At 62.9% G+C, this 17,866-nt stretch carries 18 protein-coding genes; 10 read left to right on the top strand and 8 right to left on the bottom strand.

Annotated elements, in window-relative coordinates:
* Positions 1-73: 73 nt before the first annotated feature.
* Positions 74-1,042: a Bug family tripartite tricarboxylate transporter substrate binding protein gene (locus tag V8Z78_RS13485; protein WP_012839449.1), complete on the top strand. Its 969-nt coding sequence runs from the start codon at positions 74-76 to the stop codon at positions 1,040-1,042.
* 113 nt (positions 1,043-1,155) lie between these two features.
* On the opposite strand, the gene folK is transcribed toward V8Z78_RS13485, so the two are convergent.
* The 4 genes from folK to hda are packed head-to-tail and all read right to left on the bottom strand — an operon-like array spanning position 1,156 to position 4,680.
* Positions 1,156-1,668 (bottom strand): 2-amino-4-hydroxy-6-hydroxymethyldihydropteridine diphosphokinase, encoded by a 513-nt coding sequence (gene folK, locus V8Z78_RS13490; RefSeq protein WP_046461558.1) that lies wholly within the window; start codon positions 1,666-1,668, stop codon positions 1,156-1,158.
* The gene (gene pcnB, locus V8Z78_RS13495; protein WP_349731538.1) at positions 1,661-3,226 is read right to left on the bottom strand and encodes a polynucleotide adenylyltransferase PcnB; all 1,566 of its coding nucleotides are present in this window, start codon (positions 3,224-3,226) and stop codon (positions 1,661-1,663) included. The genes folK and pcnB overlap by 8 nt, the downstream gene beginning before the upstream one ends.
* Positions 3,223-3,924: an HAD family hydrolase gene (locus V8Z78_RS13500; protein WP_349731539.1), complete on the bottom strand. Its 702-nt coding sequence runs from the start codon at positions 3,922-3,924 to the stop codon at positions 3,223-3,225. The genes pcnB and V8Z78_RS13500 overlap by 4 nt, the downstream gene beginning before the upstream one ends.
* A gap of 57 nt (positions 3,925-3,981) precedes the next feature.
* Entirely contained in the window at positions 3,982-4,680 is a 699-nt protein-coding gene (gene hda / locus V8Z78_RS13505) for a DnaA regulatory inactivator Hda (RefSeq protein WP_003070849.1), read from the bottom strand.
* A 357-nt stretch (positions 4,681-5,037) separates the two neighbouring features.
* Between hda and purM the strand changes: the two genes are divergently transcribed.
* Both purM and V8Z78_RS13515 read left to right on the top strand, forming a co-directional pair.
* Positions 5,038-6,090, top strand: coding sequence for a phosphoribosylformylglycinamidine cyclo-ligase (gene purM, locus V8Z78_RS13510; protein WP_349731540.1), 1,053 nt, complete (start codon positions 5,038-5,040; stop codon positions 6,088-6,090).
* A gap of 37 nt (positions 6,091-6,127) precedes the next feature.
* Positions 6,128-7,186 carry an AI-2E family transporter gene (locus V8Z78_RS13515; RefSeq protein ID WP_349731541.1) on the top strand — a complete coding sequence of 353 codons (1,059 nt, stop codon included), beginning with the start codon at positions 6,128-6,130 and terminating at the stop codon, positions 7,184-7,186.
* A 24-nt stretch (positions 7,187-7,210) separates the two neighbouring features.
* Here V8Z78_RS13515 and V8Z78_RS13520 read toward each other — a convergent pair whose 3' ends face one another.
* Positions 7,211-8,059, bottom strand: coding sequence for a SirB1 family protein (locus V8Z78_RS13520; protein ID WP_003070846.1), 849 nt, complete (start codon positions 8,057-8,059; stop codon positions 7,211-7,213).
* A 104-nt stretch (positions 8,060-8,163) separates the two neighbouring features.
* Entirely contained in the window at positions 8,164-9,729 is a 1,566-nt protein-coding gene (murJ, locus tag V8Z78_RS13525; RefSeq protein WP_012839454.1) for a murein biosynthesis integral membrane protein MurJ, read from the bottom strand.
* A 235-nt stretch (positions 9,730-9,964) separates the two neighbouring features.
* Between murJ and rpsT the strand changes: the two genes are divergently transcribed.
* The 3 genes from rpsT to V8Z78_RS13540 all read left to right on the top strand — a co-directional run bounded on the left by rpsT (position 9,965) and on the right by V8Z78_RS13540 (position 13,766).
* Positions 9,965-10,258 (top strand): 30S ribosomal protein S20, encoded by a 294-nt coding sequence (rpsT, locus tag V8Z78_RS13530; protein ID WP_003052598.1) that lies wholly within the window; start codon positions 9,965-9,967, stop codon positions 10,256-10,258.
* A gap of 324 nt (positions 10,259-10,582) precedes the next feature.
* Complete coding sequence (mqo, locus tag V8Z78_RS13535) at positions 10,583-12,277, top strand: malate dehydrogenase (quinone) (RefSeq protein ID WP_057093116.1); 1,695 nt, start codon at positions 10,583-10,585, stop codon at positions 12,275-12,277.
* Between the two features lie 112 nt (positions 12,278-12,389).
* Complete coding sequence (locus V8Z78_RS13540) at positions 12,390-13,766, top strand: MATE family efflux transporter (protein WP_349731542.1); 1,377 nt, start codon at positions 12,390-12,392, stop codon at positions 13,764-13,766.
* Between the two features lie 84 nt (positions 13,767-13,850).
* Here the strand turns inward: V8Z78_RS13540 and V8Z78_RS13545 are convergent, their stop codons facing one another.
* Entirely contained in the window at positions 13,851-14,177 is a 327-nt protein-coding gene (locus V8Z78_RS13545; RefSeq protein WP_003052588.1) for a DUF3579 domain-containing protein, read from the bottom strand.
* Between the two features lie 236 nt (positions 14,178-14,413).
* On the opposite strand from V8Z78_RS13545, the gene V8Z78_RS13550 reads away from it, so the two are divergent.
* From V8Z78_RS13550 to V8Z78_RS13565, 4 genes are all read left to right on the top strand, one after another.
* Positions 14,414-15,610 (top strand): aspartate aminotransferase family protein, encoded by a 1,197-nt coding sequence (locus tag V8Z78_RS13550; RefSeq protein ID WP_003067105.1) that lies wholly within the window; start codon positions 14,414-14,416, stop codon positions 15,608-15,610.
* A gap of 18 nt (positions 15,611-15,628) precedes the next feature.
* The gene (gene argF / locus V8Z78_RS13555) at positions 15,629-16,549 is read left to right on the top strand and encodes an ornithine carbamoyltransferase (RefSeq protein ID WP_012839458.1); all 921 of its coding nucleotides are present in this window, start codon (positions 15,629-15,631) and stop codon (positions 16,547-16,549) included.
* A 214-nt stretch (positions 16,550-16,763) separates the two neighbouring features.
* Entirely contained in the window at positions 16,764-17,027 is a 264-nt protein-coding gene (locus V8Z78_RS13560) for a hypothetical protein (RefSeq protein ID WP_003067103.1), read from the top strand.
* A gap of 122 nt (positions 17,028-17,149) precedes the next feature.
* Complete coding sequence (locus tag V8Z78_RS13565; RefSeq protein WP_003067102.1) at positions 17,150-17,515, top strand: YkgJ family cysteine cluster protein; 366 nt, start codon at positions 17,150-17,152, stop codon at positions 17,513-17,515.
* 153 nt (positions 17,516-17,668) lie between these two features.
* Here V8Z78_RS13565 and V8Z78_RS13570 read toward each other — a convergent pair whose 3' ends face one another.
* Positions 17,669-17,863, bottom strand: coding sequence for a hypothetical protein (locus tag V8Z78_RS13570; RefSeq protein ID WP_003067100.1), 195 nt, complete (start codon positions 17,861-17,863; stop codon positions 17,669-17,671).
* Between the last annotated feature and the right edge of the window lie 3 nt (positions 17,864-17,866).

Genomic DNA, 17,866 nt, shown 5'->3' on the forward strand with positions numbered 1-17,866 from the left:
TTTACGCGCAATTTTCTTGCACAAGTAACCGCCAGTTCCGGAGCTGCTGCAATTTTTTGCACAATAGAGCTCTATGAACCGTAGAAACAGCCTTCTCTCGGTCATGGCGGCCGTTGCTGCCTTGGCCTCTCCCCTCTCCCAGGCCCAAGAACCCATCCGTCTGATCGTGCCCTATGCGCCCGGTGGTCCGCTGGATATCACCTCCCGCGCGCTGGCAGAGCGAGTGCGCGATTCCCTGGGCGTCGTCATCATCGATAACAAGGCTGGCGCTGGCGGCAACATCGGCGCCGACGCCATTGCCAAGGCACAACCCGACGGCCTGACCATAGGCCTGGCCGCCACGGCCACCCATGCCGTCAACCCCTGGCTCTACACCAAGATGCCCTATGACGCGGGCAAGGACTTTGCCGGCATCACCCAGATGGTGCGCGTGCCCAATGTGCTGGTGATGAATGCCGCCAAGGCCGAGCAACTCAAGATCCATAGCGTGGCCGATCTGATCGCCTACGCCAAGAGCCATCCCGGCAAGCTCAACTACGGCAGCGGCGGCAATGGCTCCGCAGGCCATCTGGCAGGCGAGATGCTCAAGCAAAAGGCCGGCATCTTTGCGCTGCACGTGCCCTACCGTGGCGCCAACCCCGCCCAGTTGGCCTTGCTGTCCGGCGAGGTGGACTTCAATATCGACAACCTGGCTGCGGCCGCGCCCAATATCAAGAGCGGCAAGCTGGTGGCTCTGGCTGTGACTTCGCTCAATGCCTCGCCGCTGCTGCCCGGCGTGCCCGCGCTGTCCAAGAGCTACCCCGGTTTTGCCATCGACACCTGGTGGGGACTGGTTGCCCCGGCCGGCACCCCCAAGCCCGTGCTGGACAAGCTGAGCAAGGCCTTCAATGATGCTCTGCAAGCACCGGAAACCAAGACCCGCTTCAACGCCCTGATGGCCGAACCCGTGGGCTCCACGCCCGCCGAATTCGACAAGTTCATGGCCGCCGAGCGCGCCAAGTACCAGCCCATCGTCAAGGCCTCCGGAGCCAAGGTCGACTGACGAGTCCTGGCACTGATAAAAAAGCCCCGGCAGCCTGACGGCTCCGGGGCTTTTCTAGTTAGTTTCAGCCTCAATCGCTTGCCAGGCAAGCGCGAGAAGCTATCAAATCTAAACTACGCTGACTGCTCTATCCACCAGCCCTGGGCCAGGCTGCGCTCTATGCCCTGGTCTGCCACTGCCTGCAGTTGTTCGGCACTCACGCAGCCGGGCGCAATTTCGGCCAGCGGCAGCAGCACAAAGGCACGCTGCCACATGCGCGGGTGGGGAAGGGTCAGCTCGGTAGCATCCGAGTACCGGTCGCCCCATAGCTCGATATCCAGATCCAGCGTGCGCGGTGCATTGCGGTAGGGGCGCTCGCGTCCGGCCTGCAGCTCGATCGCCTGCAGCGCATGCAGCAGATCCAGCGGCTCCTGCCCGGTACGCAGCAACGCCACCGCATTCAGATAGTCAGGCCCGGACGAATCAATGGGTTTGCTGCTGTAGAGCGAGGACACCGCCAACAGCTCGGTCCGGGCCAGCCCGGCCATCGCCGCCACGGCCCAGGACAGGGTCCGGCGTGCATCTCCGAGGTTGGCCCCGAGACCAACCGCAACCGTGTCGGACGCCAGCGCGGCCGGTTTATTCATTACCACCTGCGACCGGAGCAGCACCGGCGGATGGTTTGCGGCGACGGCGACGGCGCTTTTTGGGCGCGGCGGCATCGCCTTCTGAGGCGACCTGATCCAGCGGGCTGTCCTGCTCGCCTTCGGCTTTTTTCTTGGTCACGCGATGCACCTTGGGCGCCGTTTGCTGCTGGGCACGCTGGCGGGCGCGCTGTTCGTCGCGGGCCTGGGCAATCAGATCATCGCGCTGGGCATCATCGGCCTGTTGGAACTCCTGCCACCAGCTGGCCAGGCTTTCCTCGACCTCGCCGATATCGGCACGCAGGCGCATGAAGTCAAAGCCGGCGCGGAAGCGCGGCTGCGCCACCATGGAGTGCGGGGTGGCTCCGGTGCGCTTGTCAAAGCGCGGCTGCATGACCCAGATCTCGCGCATCTCGGCAGCCAGCTTGCCCCGGCCCGAGACATCGCCGATGCGCTGATCGAAAACCTCGTCGATAGACTCCTGCAGCGCAGGGAAAGGGTGATAGCTCTTGGCCAGACGCTTTTCCCAGCCCTGCTTGACGTCCTGCCACAGCACGCAGGCCAGCAAGAAGCTGGGCGCAACCGGCTTGCCTTCGGCCACGCGGCGGTCGGTATCCATCAGTGCGGCTTGCACGAAGGGATGGTCGGCGCGCTCCATGACCACGTCCAGCAGCGGATAGATGCCACGCGACAGGCCCAGCTCCTTGAGCTGAGCCACCGAGGCCAGCGCGTGACCGGTCTGCAGCAGCTTGAGCATTTCGTCGAACAAGCGGCTTTGCGGCACTTCCTGCAGCAGCGGCTCGCACTCGACCAGGGGCTTGGCAGTCTTGGCTTCGAGCTTGAAGCCCTTGCCGCTGAGCTTGGCGGCAAAGCGCACGGCCCGAATGATGCGCACCGGGTCTTCGCGGTAGCGCGTGGCCGGATCGCCGATCATGCGCAGCACCTTCTTCTTGGCATCCGCAATGCCGCCGTGATAGTCGACCACGATCTGTGTCTCGGGGTCGTAGTACATGGCGTTGATGGTGAAGTCGCGGCGCGTGGCGTCCTGGTCCTGCGGGCCCCAGACGTTGTCACGCAGCACGCGGCCGCTGGCATCCACGGCATGCTTCAGTCCTGCGAGCTGATTCTTGCTGGTACGTTCATTGCCGCTGACCTGCTCGGCCGCGCTGTTGTCCAGAAAGGCACGGAAGGTGGAAACCTCGATGACTTCGTTTTCGCGGCCGCGGCCATAGACCACGTGCACGATGCGAAAACGCTTGCCGATGATGAAGGCGCGGCGAAACAGGTTCTTGACCTGCTCGGGCGTGGCATCGGTGGCCACGTCGAAGTCCTTGGGACGCAGGCCCAGCAGCAGGTCGCGCACGGCGCCGCCGACGATATAGGCTTCGTAGCCCGAGCGCTTGAGGGTCTGCACCACATCGATGGCGCGACGGTCCACCAGATTCGGGTCTATGCCATGCACCTGAACCGGCACTTCCTCACGCTTGCCGAACTTGGGCTTGCGCGAGCGGGGGGCTGCGGGCGCCTTGCCCAGCAGCTTGTCAATAATGGTCTTGATCATGGTGCTTCGCTAAATAGGTCCACGATGCGCCAGCCGCGTTCCTCGGCCAGGGCACGCAAGCGCGCATCGGGGTTGGTGGCCACCGGGTGATCCACTTTTTCAAGCAGGGGCACATCGTTCATGGAGTCGCTGTAGAAGGTCGCCTCGACGTCCTCCCAGCGCAGGCCGCGCTGGGTCAGCCATTCGGTCATGCGCACGACCTTGCCCTCGCGCATATTGGGAATACCGTCAATCTCGCCCGTGAACCAGCCGCTGCCATCACGCACCAACTCGGTCGCCAGCAGATGCTGCACGCCGAAGGCCTGGGCGATGGGGCGCGTCACAAACTCGTTGGTGGCCGAGGTGATGACCACGGTGTCGCCCGCATCCAGGTGCTGCTGCACCAGGGCCAGGGCGGCAGGCTTGATCGCCGGGCGAATCACCTCGTCCATGAAGCGCTCGTGCGCAGCCGTGGCTGCAGCCTCGCCGCGCTGAACCACGGCAGCCGTGGCAAAGCGCACATAGTCGGGGATGTTGAGACGGCCGGCCAGATAGTCGTCAAAAAAGGCGTCGTTCTGGCGCCCGAACTCCTCCCGGTCGCACCAGCCGATGGCAATGGAAAACTCGCCCCAGCCATGGTCGGAGTCCAGCGGCAGCAGCGTATGGTCCAGGTCAAACAGGGCCAGCCTGGGCTTGATAGCCAATTCAGAAGTCGACATGCAAATCCAACAAAAAGTGCTGAGGCATGGCCAAAGCAAAAAGCGTGAGCAGAGGCCTCACTCGGTTTCCAGCATGGTCTTGAGCAGCGGGATGGTGATGGCGCGCTTGTTGCGCAAGGCAAAACCGTCCAGCATGTCCAGCAGCTGCATCAGCGAGCCCAGATCGCGCGAAAAGCGTCTGAGCATGTAATCCATCACTTCGTCGCTCAGAAACACGCCACGGGCATCGGCTTCCTGACGCAGCACGGCACGCCGTGCCGACTCGTCGAGCAGATGCAGCTGATAGACATGACCCCAGCCAAGGCGGGTGCGCAAGTCCTCACGCATCTTGAGATCGGCCACCGGCAGCTGGCCCGCAGCCAGCACCCAGCGCGGCAGGCCGGTGGCTGGGCTGGTGGCATTCACAAACCAGTTGAAGGCACGCGCCTGCTGGAACGGGGTGTAGATGTCCACATCGTCCATGAGCACGGCGGCCCAGCGTTCATCGAACTCAGGCGGGAACGGTGTGGATGCATCCATCCAGCCCACCATGGCTCCTTGCTCGCGCAGGGCTTCACGCACCGCCTTGAGCAAATGACTCTTGCCGGACCCGGCCTCTCCCCAGAGATAGGTGGGCACCGGCGTGCGCGACTGCTGCAGCTGGCCATCGCCCACCCAGTGACGCAGGTGATCGATCAACGCAGCATTGGGGCCGACGAAGAAACGCGCGAGCGTCGGGCCGGGCGCCATGCTGATATCCAGAGCCAGCTGCTTCATCTGCGACATACGCGCAGCGCCCCCTTTCCTGGGCATTCAACAGCCCATGCGGCGAAATCTGGCAGGAGATTCATCAGCATCAATGGTGGAAGATACAAAGGCCCGGACGCGCACTTAGATCAGGCCCTGCAATATGCCCTAGCGTGATCACTCGGTAACAAAAGCACCAATTTTAGTCTGCACTCGCAGCCCCCGAGCGGCTTCGGGCTGATTTTGCCTACTGCCGTTGTTGTAGTCAGGCCATGAATGCTCCAGCAAAACCCTTTGACGCATGTCCGGGCGCCCCCGCTGCACGGGCAAGCGCCGTAGAATCCCGGGGTTTCCGCCCAGCAGGGCGCCCCCGCACCGGATCCATCGATGAGCTCTTCCGCATCCTCCTCTACCCCCATTTCCTACAAAGACGCCGGTGTTGACATCGACGCAGGCGACGCCCTGGTCGAACGCATCAAGCCCCTGGCCAAGAAAACCATGCGCGAAGGCGTGATGGCCGGCATCGGCGGCTTCGGCGCCCTGTTCGAAGTGCCCAAGCGCTACAAGGAACCCGTTCTGGTGTCCGGCACCGACGGCGTGGGCACCAAGCTCAAGCTGGCCTTCGAGTGGAATATGCACGACACCGTGGGCATCGACCTGGTGGCCATGAGCGTGAACGATGTGCTGGTGCAGGGCGCCGAGCCCCTGTTCTTCCTCGACTATTTCGCCTGCGGCAAGCTGCATGTGGACACGGCCGCTGCCGTGGTGGGCGGTATCGCCAAGGGTTGCGAGCTGTCCGGCTGCGCACTGATCGGTGGAGAAACCGCTGAAATGCCCGGCATGTACCCCGATGGCGAATACGATCTGGCCGGCTTTGCCGTCGGTGCGGTCGAAAAGTCCAAGATCCTCAGCGGTCAGAACGTCAAGCCCGGCGATGTGGTGCTGGGTCTGGCCTCGCACGGCGTGCACTCCAACGGTTTCTCGCTGGTGCGCAAGTGCATCGAGCGCGCCGAAGCCCAGGGCAGCGTGCCCGCGACTCTGGACGGCAAGCCCTTCAAGGCAGCCATCATGGAGCCCACCCGTCTGTATGTGAAGAACGTGCTGGCCGCACTGGACAAGCACCCCATCAAGGCCCTGGCCCACATCACGGGCGGCGGCCTGCTGGAGAACATTCCCCGCGTGCTGCCCGAAGGCACCGCAGCCCATCTCAAGGCCGGCAGCTGGCCCCAGACCGAGCTGTTCGCCTGGCTGCAAAAGACCGCCGGCATTGACGACATCGAGATGAACCGCACGTTCAACAACGGTATCGGCATGGTGGTGGTGGTGGCCGCTGAAGACGCAGAAGACACGGCAGCCACACTGGCCGAGCTGGGCGAGAAGGTCTACAGCATCGGAGCCATCACGGAAATCGGCTCCGGCAAGCCCGTTGAAGTTCGCTAAGCAAATCTTCATCACAGCCCCTCTACCCCGAGCCTGAATGACGCAGCATTTGCCCGCCCCCATCACTACGCAACCGGGCCCTTCGCCCAAGGTCATACTGGCCAGTTACATATTGATGGGAGCAGCATTGCTGCTCGTCATGCATCAGGGAATACTTCCCGGCCTACTGTGTGTGTGCGTGGGTTTCATGTTGACCCGCTCACTGTCGCGCCTGCTGTCACACGCCAATCCTCGCGCCTTTGCCAGCAACCAGCTGCCACGCTGGGCCCAGGTGGTTGCCACCACCATCGTGATTCTGGCGCCACTGGCCCTGCTCAGCGGCGCCCTCTCCCAGACCCGAACCTATATCACCGAAGCCCCTGCCCAGTACAAGGAACTGCTGGACTATCTGGCGGCCACGGTGCTGGAGCTGCGAGAGAAACTGCCCTCGGACATTGCAGATCAGCTGCCTGACGGCGCCCAGGAAATTCAAAGCAAGCTGGCCGGCTATCTGGCCGCCAAGGCCGGCGTGCTGGCCACGGCGGGCCGCGCCTGGCTGACCGGCCTGCTCTATGCCTATGTGGGCCTGATCATCGGCGCGCTGGCAGCCGTTCGCCCCATCGCCACGCGTCACCCGCCGCTGGTGCAGGCCCTACAGCAGCGCATCGGTCACTTTGCCCTGGCCTTCAAGCAGATCGTGGCCGCCCAGTTCTGGATTGCAGCCTTCAACACGCTGCTGACGTCCGTCTTCCTGTTGGCCATATTGCCGATCTGGAAGCTGCAACTACCTTACACCCCCGCGCTGATCACGCTGACTTTCATCGCCGGGCTGATCCCCATCGTCGGCAACTTGCTGTGCAATGCCGTGCTGACGCTGGTCGGCCTGTCCGTATCACCCATAGCTGCTGCTGCCTGCCTGGGCTTTCTGATCCTGATTCACAAGGCTGAATACGTGATCAACGCCAAGGTGGTGGGAACACGCACGCATATGGGCGTATGGGAGCTGCTGGCCGTGATGTTTGTGGCCGAGTCCGTCTTCGGCCCAGCAGGCCTGGTGGCAGCGCCGCTGTTCTATGCCTATCTCAAGAAAGAGCTGGAAGCCGCACAACTGGTGTAAGCAAGCTGCTTGCCACCAAGACGCTCAACCTGCGCGGCGCAGCCGGGCAATGGTTTTGGCGATGTAATCGGCCTCCTGCCCTTGTGCGGCAGGCGCATAACGCTCCAGATCCGATAGCGCTCTTTCAATCACTCCCCATTGGGCATACGCCATGCCGCGGTCCCGGAACAGCTCCTCGCGGCCAGGCTGCAGCAGGATCAGGCGATTGAGCACGGCCACCAGCATGGGCCAGTCTTTCTGGACCTGATGAATCTCCTGCAGATTGCGCAGCATGCGCGCCACGACATCTCGCGGATGAGCGGCCTGCAGATACAGCCCCAGCGGCGGCGCATCATCGGGTGAAATGCCGGCCTGATCGAGAAACGGCTGCAGGCGCTCTGCCAAGGCGCTTGCGGAGTAGGAGTCGCCTGTCAACGGATCCTGCACCACCTGCCCCTGCGGCAGCATGACCTTGACCAGAAAATGCCCTGGAAAGCCTATGCCCTCCACCGTCAGACCGATGCCGGCAGCCAGCTCCAGCCAGACCAGTGCCACGCTGATGGGAATGCCGCGCCTTGTCTGCAGCACATGGTGGATGTAGCTGTTGGCAGGGTCGTAATAGTTGTTGAGGTTGCCAGCAAAGCCCAGCTCGCCATAGAAGAACTTGTTGAGCGCACCGAGCTTGCGCAAACCGTCCTCCTCGCCGGCCAGACGCTGCACCAAACGCACTTGCAGCCTGTCCAGCTCGGCCAGCACGGCCTGCAGGTCAAGATCAGGTTCTGCATCCTGAGCAATGCTGATGGCGGCTTCCATCAAGGCAAAGTTTTCATCACTCTGCACCAAAGACGCAAAATACTGCAGGGCCGTGGGGTACTCGTCTATCGTCCAGCTCATAGGCTGATTTGTAAGCCGCCTTGGCAGGTCATGCAAGCGAAATCCCCTTGATACGCCTGTAAAACCTGCGCTGACCGCTCACTTTTCCATGAGCAGCTCAAGCTTTAACGGCGCAGCAATTGACGCAGATTCAGGCCCGACAGCATCAGCACGCCAAAGTAAAGCACGGCGGCACCAACCATCATGGCAGCCAGCAGACCTGCGCGCAGCAAGCCATTGCTGCGCAAGCCCACCCAGTCGAAGTGCTGACTGCCCCAGAGCAACAGCACCGCCAGCAAGGCACTGGCCGCAATCACCTGCACGATGAACTTCAACCAGCCCGGCCTGGGCTTGTAGGTACCGCGACGCAACAAACCCGTGAGCAGCCAGCTCGCGTTGACCAGTGCAGCCAGACCGATGGACAGGGCCAGCCCGGTGTGCTTGAGCCAGGGCACCAGCACCAGATTGAGCAACTGCGTAATCACCAGCACCACGATTGCGATCTTCACGGGTGTGCGGATGTCCTGGCTGGCGTAATAGCCGGGCGCCAGCACCTTGATGGCCACCAGGCCCAGCAGGCCGGCGCCGTAGCCCATCAGCGCCAGGGCAATCTGCCCCACATCGCTGTCATGCAGGGCACCGCGATGGAATAGCGTGGCCACCAGCGGCGTAGCAAAGGTCAGCAGCCCCACGGCGCAGGGCACGGCCAGCAGCACAACCAGGCGCAGACCCCAGTCCAGCATATTGGAATAGCGCTCGCCATCACCTGCCGCCTTGGCTGAAGCCAGCTGCGGCGTCAGCACCACCCCCAGAGCCACGCCCAGCAAGGCCGTGGGAAACTCCATCAGACGGTCGGCATAGAACAACCAGGTCACGCTGCCGGGGGCCATATAGGAAGCTATCTGGGTGTTGATCATCAATGAGACCTGGGCCACCCCTACCCCCAGCAGCGCCGGCCCCATCAGTGCCAGGATGCGACGCACACCCGCCTCGTCCCAGGCTGCGCGAATGGCTGCGTACGAGAAGCCGATGCGCGGCATCAGCCCCATGGAGCGCAACGCAGGAATCTGCACCGCCAGTTGCAGCACGCCGCCCAGCATCACGCCGCCAGCCATGGCATAGATGGGTTCTATGCCCTGCTTCTCGAACCAGGGGGCTCCCAGCAGAGCCGCCACTATCATGCTGATATTGAGCAGCACGGGCGTGGCTGCCGACACCGCGAACTTCTTCCAGGTATTGAGAATGCCTGCCGACAGAGCCACCAGCGACATAAAGCCGATATAGGGAAACATCCAGCGCGTCATCACCACGGCTGCGTGATAGCCGTCGGGTGACTGGCGCATGCCGCTGGCCAGCAGCCAGACCAGCAGCGGCGCGCCAATCACGCCCAAGACGCAGACCACCAGCAGAGCCCAGAACAGCATGGTTGCGACATGGCTGATCAGGTGGCGCGTGGCCTCCTCGCCATCCCGGGTCTTGCTGGCGGCCAGCACCGGCACAAAGGCCTGGCTGAAAGCCCCTTCGGCGAACAGGCGCCGGAACAGGTTGGGAATTCTGAAGGCGACATTGAACGCGTCTGTGAGGGCATTGGCTCCAAACATGGAGGCCATGAGCAGATCGCGAACCAGCCCCGAAACACGGGAGGCCAGCGTCATCAGGGATACGGTGGAGGCGGCTTTGAACAGTGACACGCAGCGAAGTGTATGCGTTCACGCCAGCCGCTGCTTGCACAGATCGCGGTGCCTTGCACTCTGTAGCAAACCACACTCTTCGATCAGGCACACCCTCACACCAGGACAGCGAGCAAGAGCCGCCTCGCAGCGAAGCTGTCGTCCCCCGTTGGGGGAAGCGGCGCAGCCGCTCAGGGGGTATGCTAGAATCCACTGTTTTGCTGACATCATCCTCAGACACACAAGGAAATAAATCATGGCAACTAAAGCCAAAAAGAACCCCCGCCTGGCTTCTGGCCGCAAGCGCGCCCGCCAGAACGTCAAGCTGAACGCTGCGAACACTTCGCTGCGCTCCAAGTACCGTACTGCTGTCAAGAATGTCGAGAAGGCTGTTGTGGCCGGCGACAAGACCAAGGCAGCTGAACTGTTTGCCAAGGCTCAGTCCGTGATCGACGCGATCGCTGACAAGGGCATCTTCCACAAGAACAAGGCAGCTCGCGACAAGAGCCGCCTGTCCGCCAAGGTCAAGACCCTGGCTCTGGCTGCTTAATACCAGCCTCCCTCAAGCACGGATGACTTCGGTCATCTGCCGTTTGTAACGGGTGCGCTGTCAGCAAAAACATCAAAACCGCCTCAGGGCGGTTTTTTTTGTTGCCTGTGCCCGACATGACTGCCTCATCAAGGCATCCACAGATGCGCCTCACACCTAGCACAAAGCGCCCTAATACGAATTGATTAGCGTCAGATTTTGACTTCCCTAGGACAATCCCCAGGTCGGGGAGTCTCATGTCTTTTATAGGACTTGCCCCGTATCTTCGCAAAAAGCCTGCCGCCTGCCCGCAGGCTTTTTTGATAGTCAAGTCTAGAAAAAGTCATGAAAAAGTCGATCAAAGCAGGACTGGGAGCCGTCGCGGCCCTGGTCCTGGCCGCGCTGTTATTTTTGTTTTGGCCAATATTCCCTCGCTCCGTGCCCAAGGCCGAGAACGAGCAGCCCGTCGATGTGGTGATGGTAGGCGCCGGCGTGATGAGCACGACGCTGGCCACCTATCTGCAGGAACTGCAGCCCGACTGGAAGATCGAGGTCTTCGAACGCCTGGACGGCGTGGCCCTGGAAAGCTCCAACGGCTGGAACAACGCCGGCACCGGCCACTCCGGCTTTGCCGAGCTCAACTACACGCCCCAGCTGCCCGACGGCAGCGTGGAAACCAAGCGTGCCGTGAGCATTGCCGAGCAGTTCGAGGTGACGCGCCAGTTCTGGGCCCACCAGGTCGGCCGCGGCCACCTGCAGTCGCCCGAGACTTTCGTGAACGCCACGCCCCATATGAGCTTCGTCTGGGGTGATGACAACATCGCCTTCCTCAAGAAGCGCCAGCAAGCCCTGGTCCAGAACCCCCTGTTCTACGGCATGGAGTACTCCGAAGACCAGGCACAGATCAAGAAGTGGGCCCCGCTGATGATCGAAGGCCGCGACCCGACCCAGAAGATCGCCGCCACCTATATGCCCCTGGGCACCGACGTGAACCATGGCGTCTGGACCGAGCAGCTGATGGCCTCGCTCCAGAAGGGCCCCAACTTCCAGCTGCACCTGCAAAGCGAAGTCACGGCCCTGCGCCAGAACGCCGACAAGACCTGGAACGTGACCGTGGCCGATCTGGCCAAGGGCGGCCAGGAAAAGACCGTCAAGGCCAAGTTCGTCTTCGTCGGTGCCGGCGGTGCCGCACTCAAGCTGCTGCAGGCCTCGGGCATCCCCGAATCCAAGAACTACGCCGGCTTCCCCGTGGGCGGCCAGTTCCTGGCCATCGAGAACCCCGAGCTGGCCAAGCGCCACGACGTCAAGGCCTACGGCATTGCCTCCACCGGCTCGCCTCCCATGTCCGTGCCCCATCTGGACGCCCGCCAGCTCGACGGCAAGCCCGTGGTGCTGTTTGGCCCCTTTGCACTGGCCACCACCAAGTTCCTCAAGAACGGCTCCTGGTGGGACCTGTTCTCCTCGGTCACCCATGACAATCTGATGGGCATGCTGCGCGTGGGCATCCACAACCTGGACCTGGTCCAGTACCTGATGCAGCAGGCCGAGCTGACCGACGCCGACCGTCAGGCCGTGCTGGCCCAGTACTTCCCCGAAGCCAAGCGCGAGGACTGGAAGCTGGTCACCGCCGGCCAACGCGTGCAAATCATCAAGCGCGACCCTGAAAAAGGCGCCGTGCTGCAGTTCGGTACCGAAATCGTGGGCTCGGAAGACGGCAGCATTGCCGCCCTGCTGGGTGCCTCGCCCGGCGCCTCGACCGCTCCCCACATCATGCTGAACCTGCTCAAGAAGTCCTTCCCCGAGCAGATGGCCAGCACCGAGTGGAAGGCTCACATCCAGCAGATCGTGCCCTCCTACGGCCGCAAGATCAACGAGGATGCCGCCTATACCAACGAGATCCGCCGCATGACCAGCTCGGCCCTGAAGCTGCCCTATGTGGATGTTCCTGCCGATCTGGGCAAAAAGGCCGAAGCGGCTCCCGCGCCTGCTGCCGCTCCCCAGAACCCCACCCAGCTGAACAAGGAAATGCAGGCGCTCTAAGCCAAGCCCTCCCCGCACCGGCCCCGCCGGTGCCCGCCCCGCCGGCCTGTGCCGCGCGGGGTTTTTTCTTGCAGAGTCCCTCCGCTTGGTGCTCTGCAACTTCCTTTTCCCCATGCACCAGCCACTGACTCACGCACCGATAGGCCGCGCCCTGCTGCGTTTTTCCCTGCCTTTGTGGGGCGGCTATGTGCTGCAGTCGCTCAATACCTCGGTCAATGCCTTCTGGATCGGACGCCATCTGGGCGAGAGTGCGCTGTCTGCAGCCGTGCATGCCAACAATCTGCTGTTTGCGCTGATTGCTCTGGTCTTCGGCATCAGCCAGGCCGCCAATCTGCTGGTGGCTCAGGCCGTGGGCGCGGGCCGCTGGGCCCTGGCCCGCCGCATCACAGGCACCAGTGCCAGCCTGTTCCTGGGCATGTCCCTGCTGATGGCCACCCTGGGCTGGCCGCTGGCCGCCCCCATGCTGGGCATCATGGGGGCCGAGCCTGCCACCGCCGCACTGGCCGTGGACTATCTGCGCGTGCTCTTTCTCGCGCTGCCGCCCATGCTGCTGCTGATCTTCGTGGCCGCCGTGCTGCGCGGCACAGGCGACAGTCGCACGCCTTTCGTGGCCCTGCTGGGCGTGGCCCTGGGCGATGCCCTGCTCAACCCCTTGTTCATTTTCGGCGCCGGCCCCCTGCCAGGCCTTGGCATGGCGGGCTCGGCCCTGGCCACTCTGGTGGCCAACAGCCTCGGCCTTGCGGGCCTGCTGGCCTGGCTGCGCTGGCAGCGCCTGCCGCTGTGGATAGGCTGGCGCCAGCGCCGCCATTGGCGGCCTGTGCCTGAGCTGCTGCGCTGCCTGGTCATCAAGGGCCTGCCCATGGGCCTGCAGATGCTGCTGGTCTCACTCTCCCTGGTGCTGATGCTGGCCCTGATCAACACCCATGGCGCCCAGGTTTCGGCCGCCTACGGCGCAGCCCTGCAGCTGTGGGCCTATGTCCAGATGCCGGCCATTGCCGTGGCCTCGGCCTGCACCACCATCGCCGCCCAGAACGTGGGCGCCGGTCACTGGCCGCGCGTGACGCGTACGGCGCGTGCCGGCGTGGCCTGCCACCTGTTGCTGACCGGCGCCTGCGTGGCCCTGATTCTGGCCTGCGACCGATCCGTGCTGGCCCTGTTCCTGCCCGAGGGCAGCACGGCCCTGGAGCCTGCACGCCATCTCAACCGCATCGTGCTGGGCTCGTTCATGCTGCTGGGCGTGAGCAGCGTGCTGGCCGGCGTGGTGCGCTCCACGGGTGCAGTGCTGGCGCCCCTGGCCATCCTGGCCCTGACGCTCTGGGGCCTGCGCCTGCCTCTGGCCTGGGGGCTGCAGCCGCTGTGGGGGCAGGATGCGCTGTGGTGGAGTTTTCCGCTCAGCGCGCTGGCATCCATGCTGCTGTCCATCGCCTACTACCGCTGGGGCCCGTGGCGCCGGTCACGGCTGCTGGACAGCACGACAGCGCAGAGCTAGCCCCGCCCGCAGCGCACAGATACAAAAAAAAGCTTCCCGTGGAAGCCTTTGTCGTTTGCGCGGCGCCTCTTGGCACCTGAAAAATCACTTCTTGCCGGCTGGAAGCTTGTCGGGCAGCAGGCAGGCCTCGGCCACCTGCAGATCGTTGTCCTTGGCGAAGTTCAAGCAGAAGTCCCAGGCCATGGGCTCGTAGTCACGCAGATCCCGGTTGATGACCACGCATTTGGTGCCGTTCATCACCGTAGGCACGCACCAGGGAGAGTAGCTCAGATGGCTTCCGGCGCAGGCACCACCAGGGCGAAACTGACTCATGACCCCGGCCAAGCGCTCGGCCCAGTCGCTGGGTCGAAAGGTTTTTCCGGCATGGGTCATACCCATGATGAACAGTTCTTTGCTGGAAGGGGTAACCATCAAATATTCGCCAAAAAGATCCGGCAACCAGGCGGGATCCCCGCCAACATGCCTAAACAAGCATTCTAACTCTTGTATAAGAGCCATGCTGTCAACCCCACAATGGCGTAGGTTGATTGCATGGCAGCGATGCGCAATCCGCAATGTTGGGGTTATCCGAGCACTCTAGAATCAAAGCTCTCATTTTTCAGGCGCCGCAGTGCGCCGTTGACCTTCCTTCTCAGGAGATTCTTGCAATGACCGCTTTCATCGAGGCAGCTTCGCCCCACGTTATGCCCACTTACGGCCGCGTACCCATCGCGCTGGAGCGCGGCCAGGGCTGCCGCGTTTGGGACGTGAACGGCAAGGAATACCTGGACGCGCTGGGCGGCATTGCCGTCAACACCCTGGGGCACAACCACCCCAAGCTGGTGCCTGCCCTGCAAGAGCAGGTGGCCAAGCTGATCCACACCAGCAACTACTACCATGTGCCCGGCCAGGAAACCCTGGCCAAGCTGCTGACCGAGCGCTCGGGCATGACCAATGTGTTCTTCTGCAACACCGGCCTGGAAGCCAACGAGGCCGCGATCAAGATCGCCCGCAAATACGGCGTGGACAAGGGCATTGCCAAGCCCGAAATCGTGGTCTATGACCATGCTTTCCACGGCCGCTCCATCGCCACCATGAGCGCCACGGCCAACCCCAAGGTACGCAACGGCTTTGGCGATCTGCTCGCTGGCTTCACCCGCATCGCACCCAATGATTACGAAGCCCTGATCGATGCGACCGAAGGCAATCCCAACATCGTCGCCATCATGATGGAGCCCATCCAGGGCGAAGGCGGTCTGCACCCCATGCGCGCCGACTATCTGAAGAAGGTGCGCGAGCTGTGCGATGCCAAAGGCTGGCTGCTGATCATGGACGAGGTTCAGGCCGGCATGGGCCGCACCGGCAAATGGTTTGCCCACCAGTGGGCCGGCATCACCCCCGATGTGATGACCCTGGCCAAGGGACTGGGCTCTGGCGTGCCCGTGGGCGCCGTAGTGGCGCACAAGGCGGCTGCAGAAGTGCTCAAGGCAGGCAACCATGGCTCCACCTTTGGCGGCAACCCTCTGTCCATGCGCGCCGGGGTGGAAACCATCCGCATCATGGAGGAAGACGGCCTGCTGACTCATACCACTGAAGTGGGTGAATATCTGAAAGCTAAACTGCAGGCTGAACTGGGCAGCCTCGAAGGCTTCGTCGAAGTGCGCGGCCAGGGCCTGATGATTGGCGTGGAGCTGACCAAGCCCTGTGGCGAGCTGATTGGCCAGGCCGCAGAAGCCGGCCTGCTGCTGAGCGTGACCGCCGACACCGTGATTCGCCTGGTGCCGCCGCTGATCCTGAGCAAGGCCGAAGCCGACGAAATCGTCGCCAGGCTCAAGCCCCTGGTTCAAGCTATTCTGGCTGCCTGATCCTCCAAGGAATTCCGCATGAAGCATTACCTGCAATTTAGCGACTTCACGGCAGATGAATACGACTACCTGCTGGAACGTGCCGCCCTGATCAAGAAAAAGTTCAAGGGTTACGAGAAGCACCACACGCTGATCGACCGCACCATGGCCATGATCTTCGAGAAGGCCAGCACGCGCACCCGCGTCAGCTTCGAAGCCGGTATGTACCAGCTCGGCGGCTCCGTGGTCCACCTGACCACGGGCGACAGCCAACTGGGCCGCTCCGAGCCGATTGAAGATAGCGCACGCGTCATCAGCCGCATGACCGATCTGGTCATGATCCGCACCTTCGGTCAGGACAAGATCGAGCGCTTTGCCCAGTACTCGCGCGTGCCCGTCATCAACGGACTGACCAACGAGTTCCACCCCTGCCAGATCCTGGCCGACATCTTCACCTTCATCGAGCACCGCGGCTCGATCAAGGGCAAGGTAGTGGCCTGGGTGGGCGACGGCAACAACATGGCCAACACCTGGCTGCAGGCCGCCGATCTGCTGGGCTTCACAGTTCATGTCAGCACACCCGGCGGCTACGAGGTGGACGAGCAGCTGGCCTTCAACGGCAAGCCCGTCAACCCCGGCTGCTACAAGGTGTTCAAGGACCCTCTCGAAGCCTGCAAGGGCGCCGATCTGGTCACCACCGATGTCTGGACCAGCATGGGCTACGAAGCCGAGAACGAGGCGCGCAAGAAGGCTTTTGCCGACTGGTGCGTGGATGCCGAGATGATGGCCTCGGCCAAGGCCGATGCCCTGTTCATGCACTGCCTGCCCGCCCACCGCGGCGAGGAAGTGGAAGCCGAAGTCATAGACGGTCCCCAATCCGTGGTCTGGGACGAGGCTGAGAATCGCATGCATGTGCAAAAGGCGCTCATGGAGTACCTTTTGCTGGGTCGCGTGGACTGATGGCGAAGACATCGGTGCACGCGACGGCTCGCCAGAGCCAGCATGCGATTCGGGCGCAGGCTCATACCCGCTTCGCGGGTGTGAAGCGGCAGCATGCCACGTGCCAAAGCCAAAATCGCATGCATGTGCAAAAGGCGCTCATGGAGTACCTGCTGCTGGGCCGCCAGCCAGGCTGATTCGGCACGTCCGGGCTCATCTGCATACCACCACACCCATGCACCTGAGCCACATCACATCCCCACACCGCCAGCGGGCCCTGCGCCAACTGGCGGTGTTTCTGTTTCCGCTGCGCCCCACCCAGGGCGACGCCCGCTACGGCCAGCGCGGCGGCCTGCTGGCGCTGCGCCAGCCGCATATGGCACGCCACACGCGCGTGCCTTCCTTCTTCGGCCCGCGCAAATCCTTTGCCGCGCGCGTGCGTGCGCTTTATGTACGCATCCACACCTTCTATCTGAAGTTTCTTCAAGGCCATACCTAGTGGCCCAGGCACCGGAAGCCGGAGGCCGCCCTGCGTGCCGGCTTCTCCTCCAGACCTCAAAAAGCCGTCCTTGCCCAAGGAGGACGGCGCGACCCCGATGCCTGAACCCTTGAAGAAACCCGATGTCCGAATCCGTCCACCCCTGCCTGAGCTGTGGCGCCTGCTGCCAGAACTACCGCGTTGAGTTTTCCATTTACGAGCTGCAATCCATGGGCGGCACCGTCCCCGATGAGCTTGCCCATGAAGTGCCCGGCAAAGGCAATCGCGCACGCATGAACGGCACGGAGCGCCACCCGGTGCGCTGCGTGGCGCTGCGCGAGCTGCCCGAGGTCGGCGCGGGCTGCATAGGCTGCGGCATTTACGAGCAGCGCTCGCGCCCCTGCCGCGACTTTCCGTTTGCCTCCTACGGCTGCCATGACACACGCGAGAAGTTCGGCCTGTCGGCACTGAGCGAGGAAGAAGTCCAGCCCTGGCTGGAAGCCGCCTGAGCTTTCGACAAACCGGAAAGCACTATTGCTATCAAATAAAAAGCTGCCTGCGCTTGCCAATCAATGATTTCAGATATAAAAGCATCTGAAATGCATAGATGACAATCGCAGGCAGCTATATTTTTAGCTGATGCGGTCTGGCTTCGTCTGTGTTCAGGCCTTGCGGGTATCCGAGCAGCTGTCGCCACCACAGGCGCTGCAACCGCCGCAGCTGCCGCTCTTGCCCGCCGGCGCCAGCGAAGGATGAACCCGAGTCAGCTTGCTGCGCAGACCGGCGGGCATGAAACGCCAGGCCAGCGACACGGCGGCCACCAGCACGATGGCGCCCACTATCAGTTCCTGCCACATAGA

It is taken from the genome of Comamonas sp. wu1-DMT (assembly GCF_040187805.1).
GTDB lineage: Bacteria > Pseudomonadota > Gammaproteobacteria > Burkholderiales > Burkholderiaceae_C > Comamonas > Comamonas thiooxydans.